This is a genomic window from Klebsiella sp. KTE92, from assembly GCF_000398905.1.
Taxonomy (GTDB): domain Bacteria; phylum Pseudomonadota; class Gammaproteobacteria; order Enterobacterales; family Enterobacteriaceae; genus Klebsiella; species Klebsiella variicola.
The window spans coordinates 132,905-155,037 of sequence record NZ_KB976100.1; the positions used below are offsets into that span (position 1 = coordinate 132,905).

The 22,133-nt window shown below is 57.0% G+C and carries 16 protein-coding genes, 1 rRNA gene and 1 other annotated feature (1 of these 18 cut by a window edge); of the genes, 7 read left to right on the plus strand and 10 right to left on the minus strand.

Going from position 1 to position 22,133, the window contains the following annotated elements; translation table 11 throughout:
* Positions 1–1,677 (plus strand) — a sequence feature (mutual gap in cmsearch alignment for this rRNA model is longer than 100) (it extends 1,473 nt beyond the left edge of the window).
* Between the two features lie 191 nt (positions 1,678–1,868).
* A 5S ribosomal RNA gene (rrf, locus tag A1WC_RS24205) occupies positions 1,869–1,984 on the plus strand.
* 220 nt (positions 1,985–2,204) lie between these two features.
* On the opposite strand, the gene A1WC_RS24200 is transcribed toward rrf, so the two are convergent.
* On the minus strand, positions 2,205–2,660 hold the full coding sequence (locus A1WC_RS24200; RefSeq protein WP_008807332.1) for an acetyltransferase: 456 nt from the start codon (positions 2,658–2,660) through the stop codon (positions 2,205–2,207).
* 156 nt (positions 2,661–2,816) lie between these two features.
* On the opposite strand from A1WC_RS24200, the gene metA reads away from it, so the two are divergent.
* From metA to aceK, 4 genes are all read left to right on the plus strand, one after another.
* Positions 2,817–3,746, plus strand: a complete 930-nt coding sequence (metA, locus tag A1WC_RS24195; protein ID WP_008807331.1) for a homoserine O-acetyltransferase MetA — start codon at positions 2,817–2,819, stop codon at positions 3,744–3,746.
* A 260-nt stretch (positions 3,747–4,006) separates the two neighbouring features.
* The gene (aceB, locus tag A1WC_RS24190; RefSeq protein ID WP_016160096.1) at positions 4,007–5,608 is read left to right on the plus strand and encodes a malate synthase A; all 1,602 of its coding nucleotides are present in this window, start codon (positions 4,007–4,009) and stop codon (positions 5,606–5,608) included.
* A 79-nt stretch (positions 5,609–5,687) separates the two neighbouring features.
* The gene (aceA, locus tag A1WC_RS24185; protein WP_012543201.1) at positions 5,688–6,992 is read left to right on the plus strand and encodes an isocitrate lyase; all 1,305 of its coding nucleotides are present in this window, start codon (positions 5,688–5,690) and stop codon (positions 6,990–6,992) included.
* A gap of 102 nt (positions 6,993–7,094) precedes the next feature.
* Positions 7,095–8,879, plus strand: coding sequence for a bifunctional isocitrate dehydrogenase kinase/phosphatase (gene aceK, locus A1WC_RS24180; protein WP_012969170.1), 1,785 nt, complete (start codon positions 7,095–7,097; stop codon positions 8,877–8,879).
* A 50-nt stretch (positions 8,880–8,929) separates the two neighbouring features.
* On the opposite strand, the gene iclR is transcribed toward aceK, so the two are convergent.
* On the minus strand, positions 8,930–9,760 hold the full coding sequence (gene iclR, locus A1WC_RS24175) for a glyoxylate bypass operon transcriptional repressor IclR (RefSeq protein WP_004206826.1): 831 nt from the start codon (positions 9,758–9,760) through the stop codon (positions 8,930–8,932).
* Between the two features lie 194 nt (positions 9,761–9,954).
* Here iclR and metH point away from each other — a divergent pair, with 194 nt between their 5' ends.
* Complete coding sequence (gene metH / locus A1WC_RS24170; protein WP_016160098.1) at positions 9,955–13,638, plus strand: methionine synthase; 3,684 nt, start codon at positions 9,955–9,957, stop codon at positions 13,636–13,638.
* Between the two features lie 130 nt (positions 13,639–13,768).
* Positions 13,769–15,400 (plus strand): Na/Pi cotransporter family protein, encoded by a 1,632-nt coding sequence (locus A1WC_RS24165; protein ID WP_008807325.1) that lies wholly within the window; start codon positions 13,769–13,771, stop codon positions 15,398–15,400.
* A gap of 87 nt (positions 15,401–15,487) precedes the next feature.
* Here the strand turns inward: A1WC_RS24165 and A1WC_RS24160 are convergent, their stop codons facing one another.
* The 8 genes from A1WC_RS24160 to A1WC_RS24125 form a co-directional block, all read right to left on the minus strand.
* Positions 15,488–16,297, minus strand: a complete 810-nt coding sequence (locus A1WC_RS24160) for a shikimate 5-dehydrogenase (RefSeq protein WP_008807324.1) — start codon at positions 16,295–16,297, stop codon at positions 15,488–15,490.
* On the minus strand, positions 16,290–17,522 hold the full coding sequence (gene sorE / locus A1WC_RS24155; protein ID WP_008807323.1) for an L-sorbose 1-phosphate reductase: 1,233 nt from the start codon (positions 17,520–17,522) through the stop codon (positions 16,290–16,292). The genes A1WC_RS24160 and sorE overlap by 8 nt, the downstream gene beginning before the upstream one ends.
* A 72-nt stretch (positions 17,523–17,594) precedes the next feature.
* A complete protein-coding gene (locus A1WC_RS24150) occupies positions 17,595–18,419 on the minus strand; it encodes a PTS system mannose/fructose/sorbose family transporter subunit IID (RefSeq protein ID WP_002884590.1) in 825 nt (274 codons plus the stop codon).
* A gap of 11 nt (positions 18,420–18,430) precedes the next feature.
* Entirely contained in the window at positions 18,431–19,231 is an 801-nt protein-coding gene (locus tag A1WC_RS24145) for a PTS mannose/fructose/sorbose transporter subunit IIC (RefSeq protein ID WP_002884608.1), read from the minus strand.
* Between the two features lie 65 nt (positions 19,232–19,296).
* The gene (locus A1WC_RS24140; protein ID WP_004151751.1) at positions 19,297–19,791 is read right to left on the minus strand and encodes a mannose/fructose/sorbose PTS transporter subunit IIB; all 495 of its coding nucleotides are present in this window, start codon (positions 19,789–19,791) and stop codon (positions 19,297–19,299) included.
* On the minus strand, positions 19,791–20,198 hold the full coding sequence (locus A1WC_RS24135; protein WP_002884611.1) for a PTS sugar transporter subunit IIA: 408 nt from the start codon (positions 20,196–20,198) through the stop codon (positions 19,791–19,793). Before A1WC_RS24135 ends, A1WC_RS24140 begins: the two co-directional genes overlap by 1 nt.
* 9 nt (positions 20,199–20,207) lie before the next feature.
* Positions 20,208–21,011, minus strand: coding sequence for an SDR family oxidoreductase (locus tag A1WC_RS24130; protein WP_002884614.1), 804 nt, complete (start codon positions 21,009–21,011; stop codon positions 20,208–20,210).
* Positions 21,012–21,081: 70 nt separating this feature from the next.
* On the minus strand, positions 21,082–22,029 hold the full coding sequence (locus A1WC_RS24125; protein WP_002884616.1) for a sugar-binding transcriptional regulator: 948 nt from the start codon (positions 22,027–22,029) through the stop codon (positions 21,082–21,084).
* Positions 22,030–22,133: the final 104 nt, after the last annotated feature.

Here is a 22,133-nt window from a genome sequence, read left to right on the forward strand (position 1 = left end):
TGCTGGAGGTATCAGAAGTGCGAATGCTGACATAAGTAACGATAAAGCGGGTGAAAAGCCCGCTCGCCGGAAGACCAAGGGTTCCTGTCCAACGTTAATCGGGGCAGGGTGAGTCGACCCCTAAGGCGAGGCCGAAAGGCGTAGTCGATGGGAAACAGGTTAATATTCCTGTACTTGGTGTTACTGCGAAGGGGGGACGGAGAAGGCTATGTTAGCCGGGCGACGGTTGTCCCGGTTTAAGCATGTAGGCGGAGGTTCCAGGTAAATCCGGTACCTTTTAACGCTGAGGTGTGATGACGAGGCACTACGGTGCTGAAGTAACAAATGCCCTGCTTCCAGGAAAAGCCTCTAAGCATCAGGTAACATCAAATCGTACCCCAAACCGACACAGGTGGTCAGGTAGAGAATACCAAGGCGCTTGAGAGAACTCGGGTGAAGGAACTAGGCAAAATGGTGCCGTAACTTCGGGAGAAGGCACGCTGGTGTGTAGGTGAAGTCCCTGCGGATGGAGCTGAGACCAGTCGAAGATACCAGCTGGCTGCAACTGTTTATTAAAAACACAGCACTGTGCAAACACGAAAGTGGACGTATACGGTGTGACGCCTGCCCGGTGCCGGAAGGTTAATTGATGGGGTTATCCGTAAGGAGAAGCTCTTGATCGAAGCCCCGGTAAACGGCGGCCGTAACTATAACGGTCCTAAGGTAGCGAAATTCCTTGTCGGGTAAGTTCCGACCTGCACGAATGGCGTAATGATGGCCAGGCTGTCTCCACCCGAGACTCAGTGAAATTGAACTCGCTGTGAAGATGCAGTGTACCCGCGGCAAGACGGAAAGACCCCGTGAACCTTTACTATAGCTTGACACTGAACATTGAGCCTTGATGTGTAGGATAGGTGGGAGGCTTTGAAGCGTGGACGCCAGTCTGCGTGGAGCCAACCTTGAAATACCACCCTTTAATGTTTGATGTTCTAACGTTGGCCCCTTATCGGGGTTGCGGACAGTGTCTGGTGGGTAGTTTGACTGGGGCGGTCTCCTCCCAAAGAGTAACGGAGGAGCACGAAGGTTAGCTAATCCTGGTCGGACATCAGGAGGTTAGTGCAATGGCATAAGCTAGCTTGACTGCGAGCGTGACGGCGCGAGCAGGTGCGAAAGCAGGTCATAGTGATCCGGTGGTTCTGAATGGAAGGGCCATCGCTCAACGGATAAAAGGTACTCCGGGGATAACAGGCTGATACCGCCCAAGAGTTCATATCGACGGCGGTGTTTGGCACCTCGATGTCGGCTCATCACATCCTGGGGCTGAAGTAGGTCCCAAGGGTATGGCTGTTCGCCATTTAAAGTGGTACGCGAGCTGGGTTTAGAACGTCGTGAGACAGTTCGGTCCCTATCTGCCGTGGGCGCTGGAGAATTGAGGGGGGCTGCTCCTAGTACGAGAGGACCGGAGTGGACGCATCACTGGTGTTCGGGTTGTCATGCCAATGGCACTGCCCGGTAGCTAAATGCGGAAGAGATAAGTGCTGAAAGCATCTAAGCACGAAACTTGCCCCGAGATGAGTTCTCCCTGAGACTTTAAGTCTCCTGAAGGAACGTTGAAGACGACGACGTTGATAGGCCGGGTGTGTAAGCGCAGCGATGCGTTGAGCTAACCGGTACTAATGAACCGTGAGGCTTAACCTTACAACGCCGAAGCTGTTTTGGCGATTTGAGAGAAGATTTTCAGCTCTGATTCAGAGTCCGAAGGATTTTGCGCTGAGACAAGGCGGCAAACGAGGCGATGGAAGGAGCATACATAAGTATGTGACTGACACTCGCGAGAGCAGCCAACGCAGTATGAGCGCAAAAGACACAGGACGAGCACAAAGAATTTGCCTGGCGGCACTAGCGCGGTGGTCCCACCTGACCCCATGCCGAACTCAGAAGTGAAACGCCGTAGCGCCGATGGTAGTGTGGGGTCTCCCCATGTGAGAGTAGGGAACTGCCAGGCATCAAACAAAGCAGAAAGCTCAGTCGAAAGACTGAGCTTTTTGTTTTTGCGTTTTAACAAGAACCCCGTCCCGAAAGGTGCGGGGTTTTTTGCTGTGTGGGGTATGTCTCCCCGGTGGCGCTGCGCTTACCGGGGCTACACGATCCGTAGCCCGGACAAGGTGCGCAGCACCGCCTCCGGGGAGGCCCCTGTCTAAGAGTCAGCAGTTGCGACGTCAATCTTAGTCTGCTTCAGCCTGCTGCTCATGTATCAAATTCAATAACGGATACGGTTGCCCCAGATCGTCCGTCTCAGAACGCCCTGTCACGTTAAAACCCATCCTCTGATAAAACCCGACCGCTTGTTCATTCTGCTCATTCACATTCGTCGTCAGCTTTGGCGTTAACGACAGCGCATGCTCAATCAGCAATTTCCCCACGCCACAGCCGCGGACATCCGGATCGACGAACAGCGCATCCATATGCTCTCCGGTAAGCAGCATAAAGGCGATCGGCTGGTCCTGGGTGTTAGCCGCCACCCACAGCGGAGCCTCCGGTAAAAATGCGCGTACCATCTCCTCCAGCTCCTTTCGATACGCTTTTGACAGAAAATCGTGCGTGGCGTCGACCGACCGACACCATATCGCAATCAGTTTATCCCCTTCATCTGGCCGGGAACGGCGGATGCTAATAACCATATTTTCTCCTTTTCTTCATTCTTATATTCTAACTCAATGCGCGCCGTGAAATTTTCTCACCGTGAACATGCAGACTCGACATTCACCCGATTCCTGGTTATCTTCAGCTATCTGGATGTCTAAACGTTTATACGTATGCTATGAGGTAATACAGTTATGCCAATTCGGGTGCAGGACGAGCTACCAGCCGTCAGTTTCTTGCGCAATGAAAACGTCTTTGTGATGACGACAACACGTGCAACGACTCAGGAAATTCGCCCCCTGAAGGTGTTAATCCTCAACCTGATGCCGAAGAAAATCGAGACGGAAAATCAGTTCCTGCGTCTGCTGTCGAACTCTCCGCTGCAGGTGGACATCCAGTTGTTGCGTATTGATGCGCGTGAGTCGCGTAATACGCCGGCGGAGCATCTGAATAACTTTTACTGCAATTTCGATGAGATCTGCGATCAGAACTTTGATGGCCTGATTGTCACCGGTGCCCCCTTAGGCCTGGTTGAGTTTAACGATGTTGCTTACTGGCCACAGATCAAACAGGTGCTGGAGTGGGCGAAGGATCACGTCACCTCCACGTTGTTCGTCTGTTGGGCGGTTCAGGCCGCGCTGAATATTCTGTACGGCATTCCGAAGCAGACCCGCGCCGAAAAGATTTCTGGCGTTTATGAACACCATATTCTGCATCCACACGCCTTACTGACCCGCGGTTTCGACGACTCTTTCCTGGCCCCGCACTCACGCTATGCTGATTTTCCGGCGGGGCTTATCCGCGACTACACCGATCTCGAGATCCTCGCGGAGACGGAAGAGGGCGATGCGTATTTGTTTGCCAGCAAAGATAAGCGCATCGCCTTTGTTACCGGCCACCCGGAGTACGATGCCAATACCCTGGCAAGCGAATATTTCCGCGATGTGGAAGCCGGTTTGAATCCAGAGGTTCCTTACAACTATTTTCCGCAAAACGACCCGCAGAACAAACCGCGCGCCACCTGGCGGAGCCACGGCAATCTGCTGTTTGCTAACTGGCTTAACTATTATGTCTACCAGATTACACCATACGATCTGCGCCATATGAATCCTACACTGGAGTAATACTCTACACGAAACGATCCTAAAGCGTTTCAGCACTTTGCCTCTGGCACCTTCGGGTGCCTTTTTTATTTCCGAAATTCACTTCATGCTCAATGATAACTTTAATTCCATTGTTATCAATATGTTAACTCTATTTTAAAATTAAAATGGAAATTGTTTTTGATTTTGAAAATTAATTGAGTAGTCTTAATTGTGCTGAGCGAAAACTACACAACGATCTCTCGCTCGCTTCCAGCGGATCAACCAAGAGGAACAGCACAATGACGCAGCAGGCGACAATCACCGATGAACTGGCCTTTAGTCAGCCCTATGGCGAGCAGGAGAAGCAGATCTTAACGCCTGAGGCGGTAGAATTTCTGACGGAACTGGTGAGCCGCTTTGCGCCGGCGCGTAATAAGCTACTGGCCGCGCGTCAGCAGCAGCAGCAGGCCATTGATCAAGGTGTACTTCCTGACTTTATTTCGGAAACCGCTTCCATTAGAAATGAAAACTGGACCATCCGCGGTATCCCGGCGGATTTGCAGGATCGCCGTGTTGAAATCACCGGTCCCGTTGAACGCAAAATGGTCATTAACGCGATGAATGCCAACGTCAAAGTCTTTATGGCGGACTTTGAGGATTCGCTGGCGCCTGACTGGCGTAAAGTCATTGATGGCCAAATTAACCTGCGTGATGCCGTGAACGGGACTATTAGCTACACCAACGAGGCCGGCAAAATCTACCAGCTGCAGCCCAATCCCGCTGTGCTGGTATGCCGTGTGCGCGGCCTGCACCTGCCGGAAAAGCACGTCACCTGGCGTAATGAGGCCATCCCCGGCAGTCTGTTCGATTTTGCGCTCTATTTTTTTCATAACTACCAGGCGCTGCTGGCGAAGGGGAGCGGTCCCTACTTCTATCTGCCAAAAACCCAGGCCTGGCAGGAGGCGGCATGGTGGAACGATGTCTTTAGCTTTACGGAAGATCGCTTTGACCTGCCGCGCGGCACCATCAAGGCCACGCTGCTGATTGAGACGCTGCCAGCGGTGTTCCAGATGGATGAGATCCTGCATGCGCTGCGCGACCATATTGTTGGCCTGAACTGCGGCCGTTGGGACTACATCTTCAGCTATATCAAAACGCTGAAAAACCATCCGGACCGCGTGTTGCCTGACCGTCAGGTGGTGACGATGGATAAACCGTTCCTCAGCGCCTACTCACGGTTGTTGATTAAGACCTGCCACAAACGCGGTGCGTTTGCGATGGGCGGCATGGCGGCGTTTATCCCGAGCAAAGATGCCGAACGCAACCGTCAGGTGCTGAGCAAAGTCACCGCCGATAAAGAGCTGGAGGCGAACAACGGTCACGATGGCACCTGGATCGCCCACCCGGGGCTGGCGGATACCGCTATGGCGGTGTTTAACCGCGTACTGGGCGATAAGCCGAATCAGCTCTCGGTCACCCGGAGCGCGGATGCGCCAATTACCGCCGAACAGCTGCTGGCCCCCTGCGAGGGCGAGCGCACGGAAGCCGGGATGCGCGCCAACATTCGCGTGGCGGTGCAGTACATCGAAGCCTGGATCTCCGGCAACGGTTGCGTCCCGATTTATGGCCTGATGGAAGACGCCGCGACGGCCGAGATCTCGCGCACCTCTATCTGGCAGTGGATCCATCATCAGAAAACCCTGAACGACGGCACCCCGGTCACGAAGGCGCTGTTCCGCCAGTGGCTGGCGGAAGAGCTGATGGTGATTCAGGAGGAGCTGGGAGAGCACCGTTTCAGCCATGGCCGCTTTGACGATGCGGCGCGACTGATGGAGCAGATCACCACCTCCGACGAGCTAATTGATTTTCTGACATTACCGGGCTACCGCCTGCTGGCCTGATCGCCAGATGGTGTGGTTCGCCATTTAGTCCTTCACCAATGCGCCTGGGGAGCCAGGAAATTATATGGAGCATCTGCACATGAAAACCCGTACCCAACAAATCGAAGAATTAAATAAAGAGTGGACGAACCCGCGCTGGGAAGGCATTACCCGCCCGTACAGCGCGGAAGAGGTGGTGAAGTTACGCGGCTCGGTGAATCCGGAATGCACGCTGGCGCAGCTTGGCGCGGCGAAAATGTGGCGTCTGCTGCACGGTGAGGCGAAAAAAGGGTACATCAACAGTCTCGGCGCGCTGACCGGCGGCCAGGCCTTGCAGCAGGCGAAGGCGGGTATCGAAGCCATTTATCTCTCCGGCTGGCAGGTGGCGGCGGATGCTAACCTGGCGTCCAGCATGTATCCGGATCAATCGCTGTATCCGGCCAACTCGGTACCGGCGGTGGTGGATCGGATCAACAACACTTTCCGTCGTGCCGATCAGATCCAGTGGTCGGTCGGGATTGAACCGAACGATCCGCGTTATATCGACTACTTCCTGCCGATCGTGGCGGATGCGGAGGCCGGTTTTGGCGGCGTCCTTAACGCCTTTGAGCTGATGAAATCGATGATTGAAGCCGGTGCAGCGGCGGTTCACTTCGAAGATCAGCTGGCGTCAGTGAAGAAGTGCGGTCATATGGGCGGTAAAGTGTTGGTCCCGACCCAGGAGGCGATTCAGAAGCTGGTGGCGGCGCGTCTGGCAGCCGACGTGATGGGGGTCCCGACGCTGGTGATCGCCCGTACCGATGCCGATGCGGCCGATTTAATTACCTCTGACTGCGATCCGTACGATCGTGAGTTTATTACCGGGGATCGCACCAGCGAAGGGTTCTTCCGCACCCACGCCGGGATCGAGCAGGCGATCAGTCGCGGGCTGGCTTATGCGCCGTATGCGGATCTGGTGTGGTGCGAAACGTCGAAACCGGATCTTGAGCAGGCGCGCCGCTTTGCTGAGGCTATCCATGCGCGTTTCCCGGGCAAATTGCTGGCCTATAACTGCTCGCCGTCGTTTAACTGGAAGAAAAATCTCGACGATAAAACCATCGCCAGCTTCCAGCAGCAGCTGTCGGACATGGGATACAAATACCAGTTTATTACCCTCGCCGGGATCCACAGCATGTGGTTCAACATGTTCGACCTCGCCCATGCCTACGCTCAGGGTGAGGGGATGCGCCACTATGTTGAGAAAGTGCAGCAGCCGGAATTCGCTGCCGCGCCGGAAGGCTATAGCTTCGTCTCGCACCAGCAGGAGGTGGGCACTGGCTACTTCGACAAAGTCACTACCATTATCCAGGGCGGCGCCTCATCGGTGACGGCGCTGACCGGCTCGACCGAAGAAGATCAGTTTTGAGCCATGCCCGGCGGCGCGACGCTGACCGGGCCTGGGAAGGGATGCAGGCCGGATAAGCGAGCGCGCCATCCGGCATGACGTGGTGCCGGATGGGGGAAAGCGATGACGCGTGGCCTGGAACTACTGATTGCCCAAACCATTTTACAGGGATTCGACGCCCAGTACGGGCGTTTCCTGGAGGTGACCTCCGGCGCGCAGCAGCGCTTTGAACAGGCTGACTGGCACGCCGTACAGCAGGCGATGAAGCAGCGTATCCATCTCTACGATCACCACGTTGGCCTGGTGGTAGAGCAGCTGCGCTGCATTACCGAAGGGAAAAGTACCGACGTCGATTTTCTTTTGCGGGTGAAACAGCAGTACACCCAACTGTTGCCGGATTACCCTCGCTTTGAAATTGCCGAGAGCTTTTTCAATTCGGTCTACTGCCGACTGTTTGACCACCGCTCGCTGACCCCCGAGCGGCTCTTTATTTTCAGTTCGCAGCCCGAGCGCCCCTTTCGCACCCTACCGCGACCGCTGGCGAAAGATTTCTTTCCGGAACGCGGCTGGTCCCACCTGCTGGGCAAAGTACTGTCCGATTTGCCGCTGCGGCTGCCGTGGCAGAACAAAGCGCGGGATATCGGCTATATCATTGCCAGTCTGCAGGAGGCGCTGGGGGAGGAACTGCTCGCCACCTGTCATCTGCAGGTCGCCAATGAGCTGTTCTACCGGAATAAAGCTGCCTGGCTGGTGGGCAAACTGGTCATGCCGATGGCGACGCTGCCTTTTTTGCTGCCGATCCACCGCAGCGATGAGGGTGAGCTGTTTGTTGACACCTGCCTGACCACCCATGCCGAAGCGAGCATCGTTTTTGGCTTCGCGCGTTCCTATTTTATGGTTTATGCGCCGTTGCCCGGCGCTCTGGTGGAATGGCTGCGTGAGATCCTGCCGGGCAAAACGACGGCCGAGCTGTACATGGCGATTGGCTGTCAGAAGCACGCCAAAACCGAAAGCTATCGCGAATATTTACACTACATTACTCGCTGCGATGAGCAGTTTATTGAAGCGCCGGGCATTCGCGGGATGGTGATGCTGGTGTTTACCCTGCCGGGGTTTGACCGGGTGTTTAAGGTGATCAAAGACCGCTTCGCGCCGCAGAAAGAGGTGACCGCCGCCCACGTGCGCGCCTGCTACCAGCTGGTAAAGGAACACGACCGCGTCGGGCGGATGGCGGATACCCAGGAATTTGAAAATTTCGTGCTGGATAAACGGCAAATCGCGCCGGCGCTGCTGGCGCTGTTGCAGGCGGAAGCGGGGAACAAACTCACCGATCTCGGCGACCGCATCGTCATCAGTCATCTCTATATTGAACGGCGAATGGTGCCGCTCAACCTGTGGCTGGAGCAGGTTAACGGCCAGGCATTGCGTGATGCGGTAGAAGAGTATGGCAATGCTATCCGCCAGCTGGCCGCCGCCAACATCTTTCCCGGCGATATGCTGTTTAAAAACTTCGGCGTCACCCGCCACGGCCGGGTGGTGTTCTACGACTATGACGAAATTTGCTATATGACAGAGGTGAATTTCCGCCAGATCCCGCCGCCGCGCTATCCGGAAGATGAGCTGGCCAGCGAGCCGTGGTACAGCGTTTCGCCGGGGGATGTGTTTCCGGAGGAGTTCCGCCACTGGCTGTGTGCCGACCCGCGCGTTGGGCCGCTGTTTGAGGAGATGCATGCCGACCTGCTGCGCGCGGACTACTGGCGCGAGCTGCAGACGCGGATTAAAAACGGCCATGTGGAAGATGTTTACGCCTACCGGCGCAAGCAGCGTTTTAGCGTGCGCTATGGCGCTGACAGTAGGCCGGATAAGGTGTTTACGCCGCCATCCGGCAGGGTGCGCCGATCTGCCTGATGGCGCTACGCTTATCAGGCCTACTTAAAATGCCCCAGTGGGGCATTTTTTTATTTAACCCCGCCATACGCCAGCGTCACTTCCTTCGCCGCTTTGATCACCAGCGCGCCCAGCTCGGTCACCCGGTCATCGGTCATGCGTGAAATCGGTCCGGAGATGGAGATTGCCGCGAACGGTTCGCGATGTTCATCATAAATGCAGGCGGCGACGCAGCGCAGGCCGAGCGCGTGCTCCTCGTCATCGAAAGAGTAGCCCCGTTTGCGGGTCTGCGCTAAATCTTCCTTCAGATGCAGCGGCGAGACCAGCGTGGCATGCGTATAGGCATGCAGCCCTTTACGGTGCAGCAGGCTGGTGACCTGCTCTTCGCTTAATTGCGAGAGAAACGCCTTCCCGGCGCCGGAGGCGTGCATCGGCAGTTTACCGCCGATCGGCGCCGACATACGCATCAGCTGGGTGCACTGCACCTGGTCGATAATGATCGCCTGGTGGTCGCTCTGGTCAAGCACCGCCAGATTCACCGTTTCACCGGAATCTTCCATCAGCTGGCGCAGGATCGGGTGGACAATCGCCAGCAGATTGCGGCTTTGCAGAAAGCTGCTACCCACCACGAAGGCATGCGCCCCGACGGCCCAGTGGCCCAGCTCGCCGACCTGGCGGACGAAACCCAGCTGCTGCATGGTGGTCAGCAGGCGGTGAGTGGTGGAGTTGGGCAGACCCGCCTGCTGCGCCAGCTCGGTCAGCGCGACGCTGCTGTGAGACTCGGCAATCCATTCGAGCAATTTCAGGCCGCGGGTCAGCGACTGAACCTGACCGCCAGCCTGCTGGGCGGTGGCAGCCGCGGGTTTTCTGCCGCGTTTCGCGGGAACGGGGGTAGTGGCCATCGCGGACTCCTTTTTCTGTATCGTGGAAATGATTTTCGTTTTATTTGGCGATAATGCAATCACAACCGGACTCATCGGAGGAGTGAAGCTGAACATGTCTCATATTGCCTGTTGTTGTCTTTTCCGCTCCGGTGGTTTATGCCAGTATGGTTTGTTGGCTATTTGGCCTGAGTTGAGCGTTGTCGGGAGCAAGTGTGAGCAGCAAAGTTGAGCAACTGCATCAGCAGTTAAAAGAACGTATTCTGGTTCTGGATGGGGGCATGGGCACCATGATCCAGGGCTATCGTCTGAGTGAGCAGGACTTTCGCGGTGAGCGCTTTGCTGACTGGCCGTGCGACCTGAAAGGCAACAACGACCTGCTGGTGCTCAGCAAGCCCGAGGTGATCCGCGAGATCCACGACGCCTACTTCGAGGCCGGTGCGGATATCATTGAGACCAACACCTTTAACTCGACGACCATCGCGATGGCGGATTACCAGATGGAATCCCTGTCGGCCGAGATCAACTTTACCGCGGCGAAGCTGGCCCGCGCCAGCGCCGACGCCTGGACGGCCCGCACGCCGGAAAAACCGCGCTACGTCGCGGGCGTGCTTGGCCCGACCAACCGTACCGCCTCTATCTCGCCTGATGTGAACGATCCGGCGTTCCGTAATATTACCTTTGACCAGCTGGTGGCCGCCTATCGCGAATCCACCCGGGCGCTGGTGGAAGGTGGCGTGGATCTGATCCTGATTGAAACGGTATTTGATACTCTGAACGCCAAAGCGGCCATCTATGCGGTGAAAGAGGAGCTGGAGGCGCTGGGCGTTGACCTGCCGCTGATGATCTCCGGCACCATCACCGATGCGTCCGGCCGCACGCTTTCCGGACAGACCACCGAAGCCTTTTATAACTCGCTGCGTCACGCCGAAGCCTTATCGTTTGGTCTGAACTGCGCCCTCGGGCCGGACGAACTGCGGCAGTATGTCCAGGAGCTGTCGCGCATCGCCGAATGCTACGTTACCGCGCACCCGAACGCCGGTCTGCCCAACGCCTTCGGTGAATACGATCTGGATGCCGACACCATGGCGACGCAAATTCGCGAATGGGCGGAAGCCGGTTTCCTCAATATCGTCGGCGGCTGCTGCGGTACGACCCCGGAGCATATTGCCGCTATGAGCCGGGCGGTGGCCGGTTTACCGCCGCGCCAGTTGCCGGAACTGCCGGTGGCCTGCCGCCTCGCCGGCCTGGAGCCGCTGAACATCGGCGACGACAGCCTGTTCGTTAACGTCGGCGAACGTACCAACGTCACCGGCTCGGCGAAATTTAAGCGCTTGATCAAAGAAGAGAAGTACAGCGAAGCGCTGGACGTTGCCCGTCAGCAGGTCGAAAGCGGCGCGCAGATTATCGATATCAACATGGATGAGGGGATGCTCGACGCGGAAGCGGCGATGGTGCGCTTCCTCAACCTGATTGCCGGCGAGCCGGACATTGCCCGCGTGCCGATCATGATCGACTCCTCCAAGTGGGAAGTCATTGAAAAGGGTTTGAAATGCATTCAGGGCAAAGGCATTGTTAACTCGATTTCGATGAAAGAGGGCGTTGAACCTTTTATCCACCATGCGAAGCTGGTTCGCCGTTATGGCGCCGCGGTAGTGGTGATGGCCTTTGACGAAGTGGGCCAGGCCGACACCCGCGAACGCAAAATTGAGATTTGCCGTCGCGCTTACAAAATTCTCACTGAAGAGGTCGGCTTCCCGCCAGAAGATATCATCTTTGATCCCAATATCTTTGCGGTAGCGACCGGTATCGAAGAGCACAATAACTATGCGCAGGACTTTATCGGCGCCTGCGAAGACATCAAACGCGAGCTGCCGCATGCGCTGATCTCCGGCGGCGTCTCCAACGTGTCGTTCTCGTTCCGCGGTAATGACCCGGTACGTGAGGCGATCCACGCCGTGTTCCTCTACTACGCGATCCGTAACGGCATGGATATGGGGATCGTCAACGCCGGCCAGCTGGCGATTTACGACGATCTGCCGGGCGAGCTGCGCGACGCGGTCGAAGATGTGATCCTTAACCGCCGCGATGACAGTACCGAACGGTTACTTGAGCTGGCGGAAAAATATCGCGGCAGCAAAGCGGACGACGGCGCGAATGCTCAGCAGGCGGAATGGCGCAGTTGGGACGTGAAAAAGCGTCTCGAATATTCGCTGGTGAAGGGCATTACCGAATTTATCGAACAGGACACCGAAGAGGCGCGTCAGCAGGCTGCCCGCCCGATTGAGGTGATTGAAGGGCCGCTGATGGACGGCATGAACGTGGTCGGCGACCTGTTCGGCGAAGGTAAAATGTTCCTGCCGCAGGTGGTGAAATCCGCTCGCGTGATGAAACAGGCGGTGGCCTACCTCGAACCTTATATCGAAGCCAGCAAAGAACAGGGCTCCAGTAACGGCAAAATGGTGATTGCCACCGTAAAAGGCGACGTTCACGACATCGGTAAAAACATCGTCGGCGTGGTGCTGCAGTGCAATAACTACGAAATTATCGATCTTGGCGTGATGGTCCCGGCGGATAAAATTCTCAAAACCGCCAAAGAGGTCAATGCGGATCTGATCGGCCTTTCCGGGCTGATTACTCCGTCACTGGACGAGATGGTTAACGTGGCGAAAGAGATGGAGCGCCAGGGCTTTACCATCCCGCTGCTGATCGGTGGCGCGACTACCTCGAAAGCGCATACGGCGGTGAAAATCGAGCAGAACTACAGTGGCCCGACCGTTTACGTACAGAACGCCTCGCGCACCGTCGGGGTGGTGGCTGCGCTGCTCTCGGATACGCAGCGCGATGATTTTGTCGCCCGCACGCGTAAAGAGTATGAGACCGTGCGTATCCAGCATGGGCGTAAAAAACCGCGCACGCCGCCGGTGACCCTGGCCGCCGCGCGGGAAAACGATCTGGCCTTCGACTGGGAGAGCTACACGCCGCCGGTGGCCCATCGCCTGGGGGTACAGGAGGTGGAAGCGAGCATCGAGACGCTGCGCAACTACATCGACTGGACGCCGTTCTTCATGACCTGGTCGCTGGCGGGTAAATACCCGCGGATTCTGGAAGATGAAGTGGTGGGCGAAGAGGCACAGCGCCTGTTCAAAGACGCCAACGATTTGTTAGATAAACTCAGCGCAGAGAAAACCCTGAACCCGCGCGGCGTGGTCGGGTTGTTCCCGGCCAACCGCGTGGGCGACGATATTGAAATTTATCGCGATGAAACCCGCACCCACGTGCTGATGGTGAGCCATCATCTGCGCCAGCAGACGGAGAAGGTCGGCTTCGCGAACTACTGCCTCGCCGATTTTGTCGCGCCGAAGCTGAGCGGCAAGGCGGACTACATCGGCGCCTTTGCCGTGACCGGCGGCCTGGAAGAGGACGCGCTGGCGGACGCCTATGAAGCGCAGCATGATGACTATAACAAGATCATGATCAAGGCCATCGCCGATCGTCTGGCGGAAGCCTTCGCCGAGTATCTGCACGAGAAAGTGCGCAAGGTCTACTGGGGGTATGCGGCCAATGAGAACCTCAGCAATGAGGAACTTATTCGCGAGAATTACCAGGGGATCCGTCCGGCGCCGGGGTATCCGGCCTGTCCGGAGCACACCGAAAAAGGCACCATCTGGCAGCTGCTGGACGTCGAAGCCCATACCGGCATGAAGCTGACCGAATCGTTCGCCATGTGGCCGGGGGCATCGGTTTCCGGCTGGTACTTCAGCCATCCGGACAGCAAGTACTTCGCCGTGGCGCAGATCCAGCGCGACCAGGTCGAAGACTACGCGCTGCGTAAAGGGATGACCCCGGCGGAAGTCGAGCGCTGGTTAGCGCCTAATCTGGGCTATGATGCCGACTAAATCGTCACCTTTCCTTACAACAAACAAGGCGCTCTGTGAGCGCCTTGTCTCTTTATTGAGGTTAACCCCTTATACTGAGAGAGGTTCCTGATCTTCGGAAAACCTATAACGATAAGGAGAAGCTGATTCCGTGTTAACTCTGCTACACCTGTTGTCCGCGGTTGCTCTGCTGGTGTGGGGCACGCATATTGTGCGTACCGGGGTGATGCGCGTCTATGGCGCTCGCCTGCGTACCGTTCTCAGTAGCAGCGTAGAGAAAAAGCCGCTCGCCTTCTGCGCGGGTCTTGGCGTCACTGCGCTGGTGCAAAGCAGCAATGCCACCACCATGCTGGTGACCTCGTTTGTCGCCCAGGATCTGGTGGGCCTGACGCCAGCGCTGGTAATGGTGCTGGGGGCCGACGTCGGGACGGCGCTGATGGCGAGGGTGCTGACCTTCGACCTGTCGTGGCTATCGCCGCTACTCATTTTTATCGGGGTGATCTTCTTCCTTGGCCGCAAGCAAACCCGCGCCGGGCAGCTGGGGCGAGTGGGGATTGGTCTGGGGCTGATCCTGCTGGCCCTGGAGCTGATTGTGCAGGCCGTGAACCCCATCACCCAGGCCAACGGCGTGCAGGTGATTTTCGCCTCGCTGACCGGCGATATCATGCTGGATGCCTTAATTGGCGCCGTATTCGCGATCATCAGCTACTCCAGCCTGGCGGCGGTGCTGCTGACGGCGACGCTGACCGCGGCGGGAGCAATCTCCTTCCCGGTGGCGCTGTGCCTGGTAATTGGCGCCAACCTGGGCTCCGGGCTGTTGGCGATGCTCAACAACAGCGCGGCAAACGCGGCGGCGCGCCGCGTGGCGCTGGGTAGCCTGCTGTTTAAGCTGGTGGGGAGCCTGATTATTCTGCCATTCGTCCATCCGCTGGCCGCGGCGATGCACAAGCTGCCGTTGGCGGAGTCTGAGCTGGTTATCTACTTCCACGTCTTTTATAACCTGCTGCGCTGCATCGCGATGGTGCCCTTTGCCGGACCGATGGCGAAGCTGTGCCAGCGTATGATCCGCGATGAGCCCGAGCTGGATAACCAGCTGAAACCCAAGCATCTTGACCCGTCGGCGCTGGATACGCCAGCGCTGGCGCTGGCCAATGCCGCGCGCGAGACGCTGCGCATTGGAGATGCGATGGAGCAGATGCTGGGGAGCCTGCATAAAGTGATGCATGGCGAACCGCGTCAGGAGAAAGAGCTACGTCGTATGGCGGACGATATCAACGTGCTCTACACCGCCATTAAGCTCTATCTGGCGCGAATGCCAAAGGATGAGCTGGCGGAGGAGGAGTCCCGGCGCTGGGCGGAAATCATTGAGATGTCGCTAAACCTCGAGCAGGCGTCCGATATCGTCGAGCGGATGGGCAGCGAGATCGCCGATAAATCGCTGGCGGCGCGGCGCGCCTTCTCGGTGGAAGGGTTAAAGGAGCTGGATGCGCTGTACGATCTGCTGCTCAGCAATCTGCAGCTGGCGATGTCGGTCTTCTTCTCCAGCGATGTACCCAGCGCCCGCCGTCTGCGGCGCAGCAAACACCGGTTCCGCATTCTTAACCGCCGTTACTCGCATGCGCACGTTGACCGTCTGCATCAGCAGAACGTGCAGAGTATCGAAACCAGTACGTTGCACCTGGCGCTGCTGGGGGATATGAAGCGTCTGAACAGCCTGTTCTGCTCGGTGGCCTACAGCGTGATGGAGCAGCCGGATGAAGACGACGAACGGGATGACTACTGAGACGGATTATTTTTCCGTCTATGTCGCTTCTTTTCTGGCGAGGTAGCCCTCCCGGGACGTGGCTGACGCCTTCCCGGGAGGGACATCCTAGCTTCTGGCAAACGCCGAGGCTTCTGCCACCAGCGCGTTATCCGGTCGTACGCCGGTATAAAGGGCGAACTGCTCGACAGCTTGCAGGGCAATGACTTCCGCACCGCTGATGGTTTGCTTACCCCGTTGTTGCGCCAGGCGGATCAGCGGAGTTTCCGCCGGCAACGCGACCACGTCAAACACGACGCTGGCCTGGGCCACCATGGCCTTGCTGAACGCCAGCGTGTTACTTTCCGCTCCCCCTGCCATGCCCAGCGGTGTGACATTGACCAGAATCTCGGCTGCGATCCCTTCGGGCAGGGGCTGCCACTGAAAGCCATACTGTTTTGCCAGCGCCAGGCCGCGCTGGCGATTGCGGGCCGCAATGATCACGTCGCGGAAACCGGCATCACGGAAGGCGGCAATGACGGCTTTCCCCATGCCGCCGCTACCCTGAATCATCACTCTGGCGTTGGTATCGAGCCGATGGCTGGCGATCAGGCTTTTGACCGCGATGTAATCGGTGTTTAGCCCGGTTAACTTCCCGTCGTCATTGACGATGGTGTTGACGGAGTCGATGACTTTTGCTGACGGATCGATCGCGTCAAGAAACGGTATGCAGCTCTCTTTAAACGGCATGGAGACCGCACAGCCGCGGATACCCAATGCGCGAACCCCTTTTACCGCCGCCTCAATATCCTTAGTCGTAAAGGCTTTGTAGAGGTAGTTCAATCCCAGCTTGTCATACAGATAGTTATGAAAGCGGGTGCCGAAGTTGCCGGGGCGACCGGCCAGGGAGATGCACAGCAGCGTATCGCGGTTAATCATGCGTAATATCCTCCGCGTGGGCCAGCAGATACGCTTCAGCCTCCTGGGACCAGATCCCATGGTGACGCGCCACAATCGCTGCCAGTTCGGGATCGGCGATCTCGCCCAGCGGCGTGAGCGGGAAGGCTTTTCCGGTATACACCAGCTTTTTTCCCCCGCCGACGGCAGGCAGATCGAGGGTGGTTTCGCCCGCGGCGTTCAGGCCGAGAATATGGGTGACCACTTTCGCCGTCTGGACCTTTTTCGCCTGCATCAGCGCCACCGCGGCGCGCATATCGTCAGTATTACCGCCGGAGGTGCCGACGTAGTGGGTAAAGGCGTAGTGCACGTCGTAGAAGTTGATCGGGGCGCTGAATTGCTTATCCTGGGGGCCAGCAAAGAAATTCAGGCAGCCGTCCGGGGCCAGCAACGAGGAGGCCAGGGTGATCAGCTGTTCGTTTGGCACAAACACGAAGATATCGTCGAAGCCATGGCCGCCGCTGAGCGCCAGCAGCGTATCGCGACTGGCCTCATGGCCGTCGAGGTAGTGGATCAGCGTCTGCGGCTCAGAGGGGTAATGACGGCGGGCGTAGCTGAGCTTCGGCTTATTGGTATCGGTCACTACCAGTAGTGAAGGATTGATGGGGCCGTGCAGCGCATAGTCGATGGCCAGCAGCCCCATCGGCCCCGTCCCGCCCAGGATCAGGGTGCGTCCCTGAGGACGGATCCCCATCACGTGGTTGTAACTCCCCTCCTGCAGATGATAGTTGGCGTTGAAGGCGCCAATGACGCAGGAGAGCGGCTCTACCAGCGATCCTTCAAACCAGGTATCCCCCTCCCAGGTGAGCAGGCAATCCTGCGCCATCACCTCATTGGGGATCACCACATGGGTGGCTTCGCCACCGATCCATGGGAATGAGTAGCCGGGACAGTCGGGTCGGTCGGGCAACTGCAGGTTGGCCTGGATCACGTAGCGCTGCCCCGGCTGAAACTTATGCTGCCACTTTTTACCGACGGCAAGGATTTCGCCGCAGAATTCATGACCGATAATAATGGGCCTGGTGGCCACATCATCTGGCACTTTTTTATGATCGGCACCCTGATTGGCCTCTTTCCATGAGGAAAGACACAGGCTGTCCGTGACCACCCGGGCGAGGATCTCATCGTCCTGCATCGCCGGGAGGGTAAAGGTTTCCAGGCGCAGGTCTCGTTTGCCATACAGGCGCAGGGCCGTTGTTGTTTGCATAAACCACCTCATCCCCTTCATCTTTCGGGGCTATGTTGTTGACGTCACCCCGGCATCGCCGGGGCGGAATAATCAGGACAGAAAGCCAAGGGCGTTGCCGATAATGCCTAAGCCGAAAAGGGCGAAAATCAGCCAGACCGGATTCACTTTCTTGTTCAGCAGACGCACCATCAGTAGCGTCAGGCCCAGCGCCAGCAGGCCGGGGCAGAGCTGATCGAGGATGTTCTGGACGGTCATCGTGACGGTGGCGCCGTCTGCACCGGGCGTTTGGGAAACCACCAGCGGCACATTGATGGTGGTCCATTTGGTCACCAGCACCCCCATGACAAACAGGCCGAGAATGGAGGCGCCTTCGGTCAGCTTCTGCAGCAGGTTACCGCCCATATCGCTGACGATATTGACCCCTTTACGGAAGCCCAGTTGCAGGCCGTACCACTTCATTGCCAGCCGCACTGCATTGAAAATAAAGAAAAATAACAAAGGTCCCAGAATGTTGCCGGAGAGGGCCAGCGAGGCGCCAAGGGCCGCGGTAATCGGCCGCAGCGTGCCCCAGACCAGCGGGTCGCCGACGCCGGCCAGCGGGCCCATCAGACCCACTTTGATGCCGTTGATAGCGCCATCGTCAATGGCCGCGCCGTTAGCCCGGGCCTCCTCCATGGCGGCGGTGACGCCGATCACCGGGCCACACACCGCCGGCGTGGTATTAAAGAACACCAGATGACGCTTCAGCGCCGCGACCTGATCGGCTTTGAGCGGATACAGGCGTTTGATCGCCGGGATCATGTCGTAGCAAAATCCCAGGCCATGAATACGTTCGAAGTTAAAGGAGGCCTGCTGGAGGTTGGAGCGGAGAAACATGCTCACCAGGTCGCCTTGCGTGATTTTTTTCTGTTCCATTTTCGGCTCCATTAGTCGTCAAGCTGGTCAAGGGCGGGGGCAGAGGGGGCAGTGGAGGCGGCGGGTTCAGCCTTACGCCACTGTGGATTGAGCTGGATGTAGATCAGCGCGATGATGACGCCCACGCCGCCGAAGGCCAGCAGGCTGAAGTCGAGATAACCCCCGGCGAGAAAACCGAGGAAAAAGAAGGGCATCAGGTACTTCACGCCCATCATTCGCAGCACCATCGCGTAGCCCACGACGACAATGAAACCACCGGCAATCTGCAGGCCGCGGGTGACGAATTCCGGGATCGCGCTGAGCATACTGCTGACCATGTCCGCGCTAACGAACAGCGAGACCACCAGCGCCGGGATTGCCACGCGCAGTGCCTGCACCCCCAGTGCGGAGACATGCAGCAGGTCGATGGTGCGAAAGCGCGCCTCCTCGGCCGCTTTGTCCGCGGCGTGCTGGAACACCACGGTAATGGTACGGGCGAAAACGGTCAGCACCTGCCCGGCGGCGGCCACCGGCAGAGCAATGGCGATACCGGTGGCAATGCTCTGGTGGCCCACAATCACCAGAATGGCGGAGATAATGCTGGCCAGCGCCGAATCTGGCGACTGCGCTGCCCCCACGTTCATCCAGCCGAGGGCGATCAGCTCCAGCGTACCGCCGAGCATAACCCCGGTTTTTAAATCGCCCAGGATGAGGCCAATCACGGTACAGGCGATAAGGGGCCGATGGGTCTGAAATTCATCCAGCACGCTGCCCATTCCGGCAATACAGGAAAAAATAAATATGGCTATTATCTGTAGGGTACTAATTTCCATAATTTTTGACCTTTAAGGTGTGAGTCATCCTGCCTGCTACGGCATATCACAACAGGCGCTATTTTTTATTCGCAGAAAGCTGTTTCGTTAATTTTGTCGAGAATATTGACTGACGGATCTGATGCGACCACGCGTAAATCGAGTTTTACGCCCAGTTTATCGAGTTCACGGAATGCCTGAATATCCTGCGGATCCAAAGAAACGGCTTTGGTTAGCTGTTTTTTACCGGGTCGCCAGGCCATGCCACCAATATTTAACGTGGCGATCTGCACGCCCTGGCGCACCATCGTTAAAACATCGTGTGGATTGGTAAATAAATAAAAGACGGTCTCGTCCTGATATTGCGGGTTATGATAGACCGCAACCGCTTTTTCCAGACTGACAACGTTTACCTTCATGCCTGGCGGAGCCGCCTGGCGCAACAGGGTCCGGCGAACCTCATCGTTAAATACATCGTCATTGCAGATAATTATCCGCTGGGCGTTGGCGACTTTTGACCACACGGTGGTGACCTGGCCATGAATCAGTCGGTCATCAATACGGGCGAGGGTAATTTGCATCAGAACTCCTCCTCAACGGTTTCTGGCTGCTGCCAGACCACACAGCACTGACTGGCGATGGCCTGCAGATGCTGGCATAAGTCATCGGCGCTCAGGGTATGCTGGTTATCCACCAGCTCGAGCGCCAGCGGCAGCGACAGGCCGCTAATCACCCGGATCTGCGGGTGACGCATTGCCAGCCCGGCTGCGGCATTCCATGGGCTTCCGCACTGCAAATCTACCGCGATTACCCACTCCTCATCGGTGTGGGCGCTTACTAACTTTTCCAGGTTAATGGCGATATCCGCCGCGTTTTCGCCGGGGACAAACGCGACGGCGCTGACGTTAACCTCGCCGTAGACCATGCATACCGAATCAAGCATGGCCCCGGCCAGCTGGCCGTGGGCGCAGAAGATAGCGTGAACCATACTGCCTCCTTAACCGCGCGTTTTTCCGCCGGCAATGTTAGTGGTGACTCCGGTGATGTAGCTGGCGCGCGCTGACAAGAGATAGCAAACAAAATCAGCCACTTCCGAGAGCTTTCCTGCCCGCCCGATGGGAATGGCGTTTTTGGTATATCCCTCGCGAAGTTGCTCGACGGTGATATTGCGCGTCCAGGCCAGCGCCTCTTCATATTCCGGTGTCCGCAGACCGGTTTTTTCGAGGATCCCCGGCGCAACGCCGACCACGCGGATCCCATATTTACCCAATTCTTTGGACCAGGAGCGGGTAAAGCTGTTGAGCGCGGCCTTGGTCGCGGCGTAGCAGCTTTGACCTTCAGAGCCTTCCAGGCCGCTCTCCGAAGAGACATTGACAATCACACCGGCGCGCTGTTTGACCATTTGACGCGCCACCGCCTGCGACATGAAAAACACCCCTTTCTGGTTGATATTGACCATTTTTTCAAAAGCGGCTTCGTTTAATTCATAGCGGCCGGCCGGTGCTTTTTCGTCGACTAATAAACGCGGGAAATTCACGCCAGCGTTATTGACCAAACCATCAATACGCGACCAGCGCTGAATAATGGCATCGATAGTCTGTTGCACCTCTGTCGCGCTGGAAATATCCGTCGGCCAGAAGTGATAATTATCGCCATTGTGATGACGATCGCCGCCATGAATATCAATCATCTGGACATGAGCACCTTGTGATAATAATTCATCGACAATGGCCAGCCCAATTCCCGAGGCGCCGCCGGTCACGATAATGACGTTATCTTTTAAATTTAACCAGGTATTCATTATTCACTCCCATTTCTTTAGATAAAGGGATCCCCCGCAGCGGGTGCTGCGTGAAATCATATCCTGTGTGTTATTTCAGTAATAACTCAGCCGTTTCTCTGTTTGTCACCAGACAATTAATATAGCGTCCGTGCAATGCGCCAAGAATGCCAGAGTATTTCTCTTCCCCCATGGCGATGCCGATGGAATAGCGAGCCTGGCGCAGCTTCGCCATTTCGATCGACAGGGTTTTTTCGCTCATATTGGTATCGACTAACCCGCCGTTAATATCGTAGAAACGCGAACAGATATCCCCGGCGACGTGGCGGGCGTTGAGATCGTCGCTCTCTTCGCTGCCGTAGAAGGCGTGCCAGTTTGCGCCGTCGCGAATGGCCGGTGAACCAATACCCACCAGCGCCACATCCAGGCTGTCCCAGTAGGATGAGATGGTTTTAAAGTGCTGGGACTGCATGATGCCGTTGCGGATCAGCGGGTTATCCAGCAGGGCTGGAAAATCGGCAAGGTGGGATTCCGCTTTCAGTCTGGCTGCCGCGCCGTAGGTTAAGGTGTTCACATGGTAGCGGCTCTCCAGTTTACCGGAAGGTCCACCGATGATGGGGACGCAGATCACCTGGCGTGACTGGCTGGCCTGCGGCAGGTTCTCCACCAGCGAACGCACGGCGCGGCCCCATGAAAAACCGATGATATCGCCTGGCTCCAGCAACCGATCGACAAGCAGGGCGCCATGCTGGCCCATCGCACTCAGCTGTTCTTCTTCCAGCAGCCCATCGCTGCTGGCAACCACCGCCTCTTTCAGGCCAAATTTTTGCTTGAGCTGTTGCTCGAGCCACAGGTTTTCATTGTAGTCATAGTTGATGGCGATGGTAACAATGCCCTGCTCGCGGCCGCGCTTCAGCAGGCGACTGATGGTGGTGCGATAGATCCCCAGCTCGCGAGCGATTTGCGCCTGAGTCATATCCTGCTCGTAATAGAGCTGGGCGATTTTGACAATCAACCGGATATCATCGCTGTTTTCCATGGTCATCTGCAGGCTCCTGCACATTTGTGCAAATCGCGGGTTTGTGCTGTTGATCTGATATAACCCTATTAGAGCCACCGTTTAAAGCGATTTTCTTTTATTTC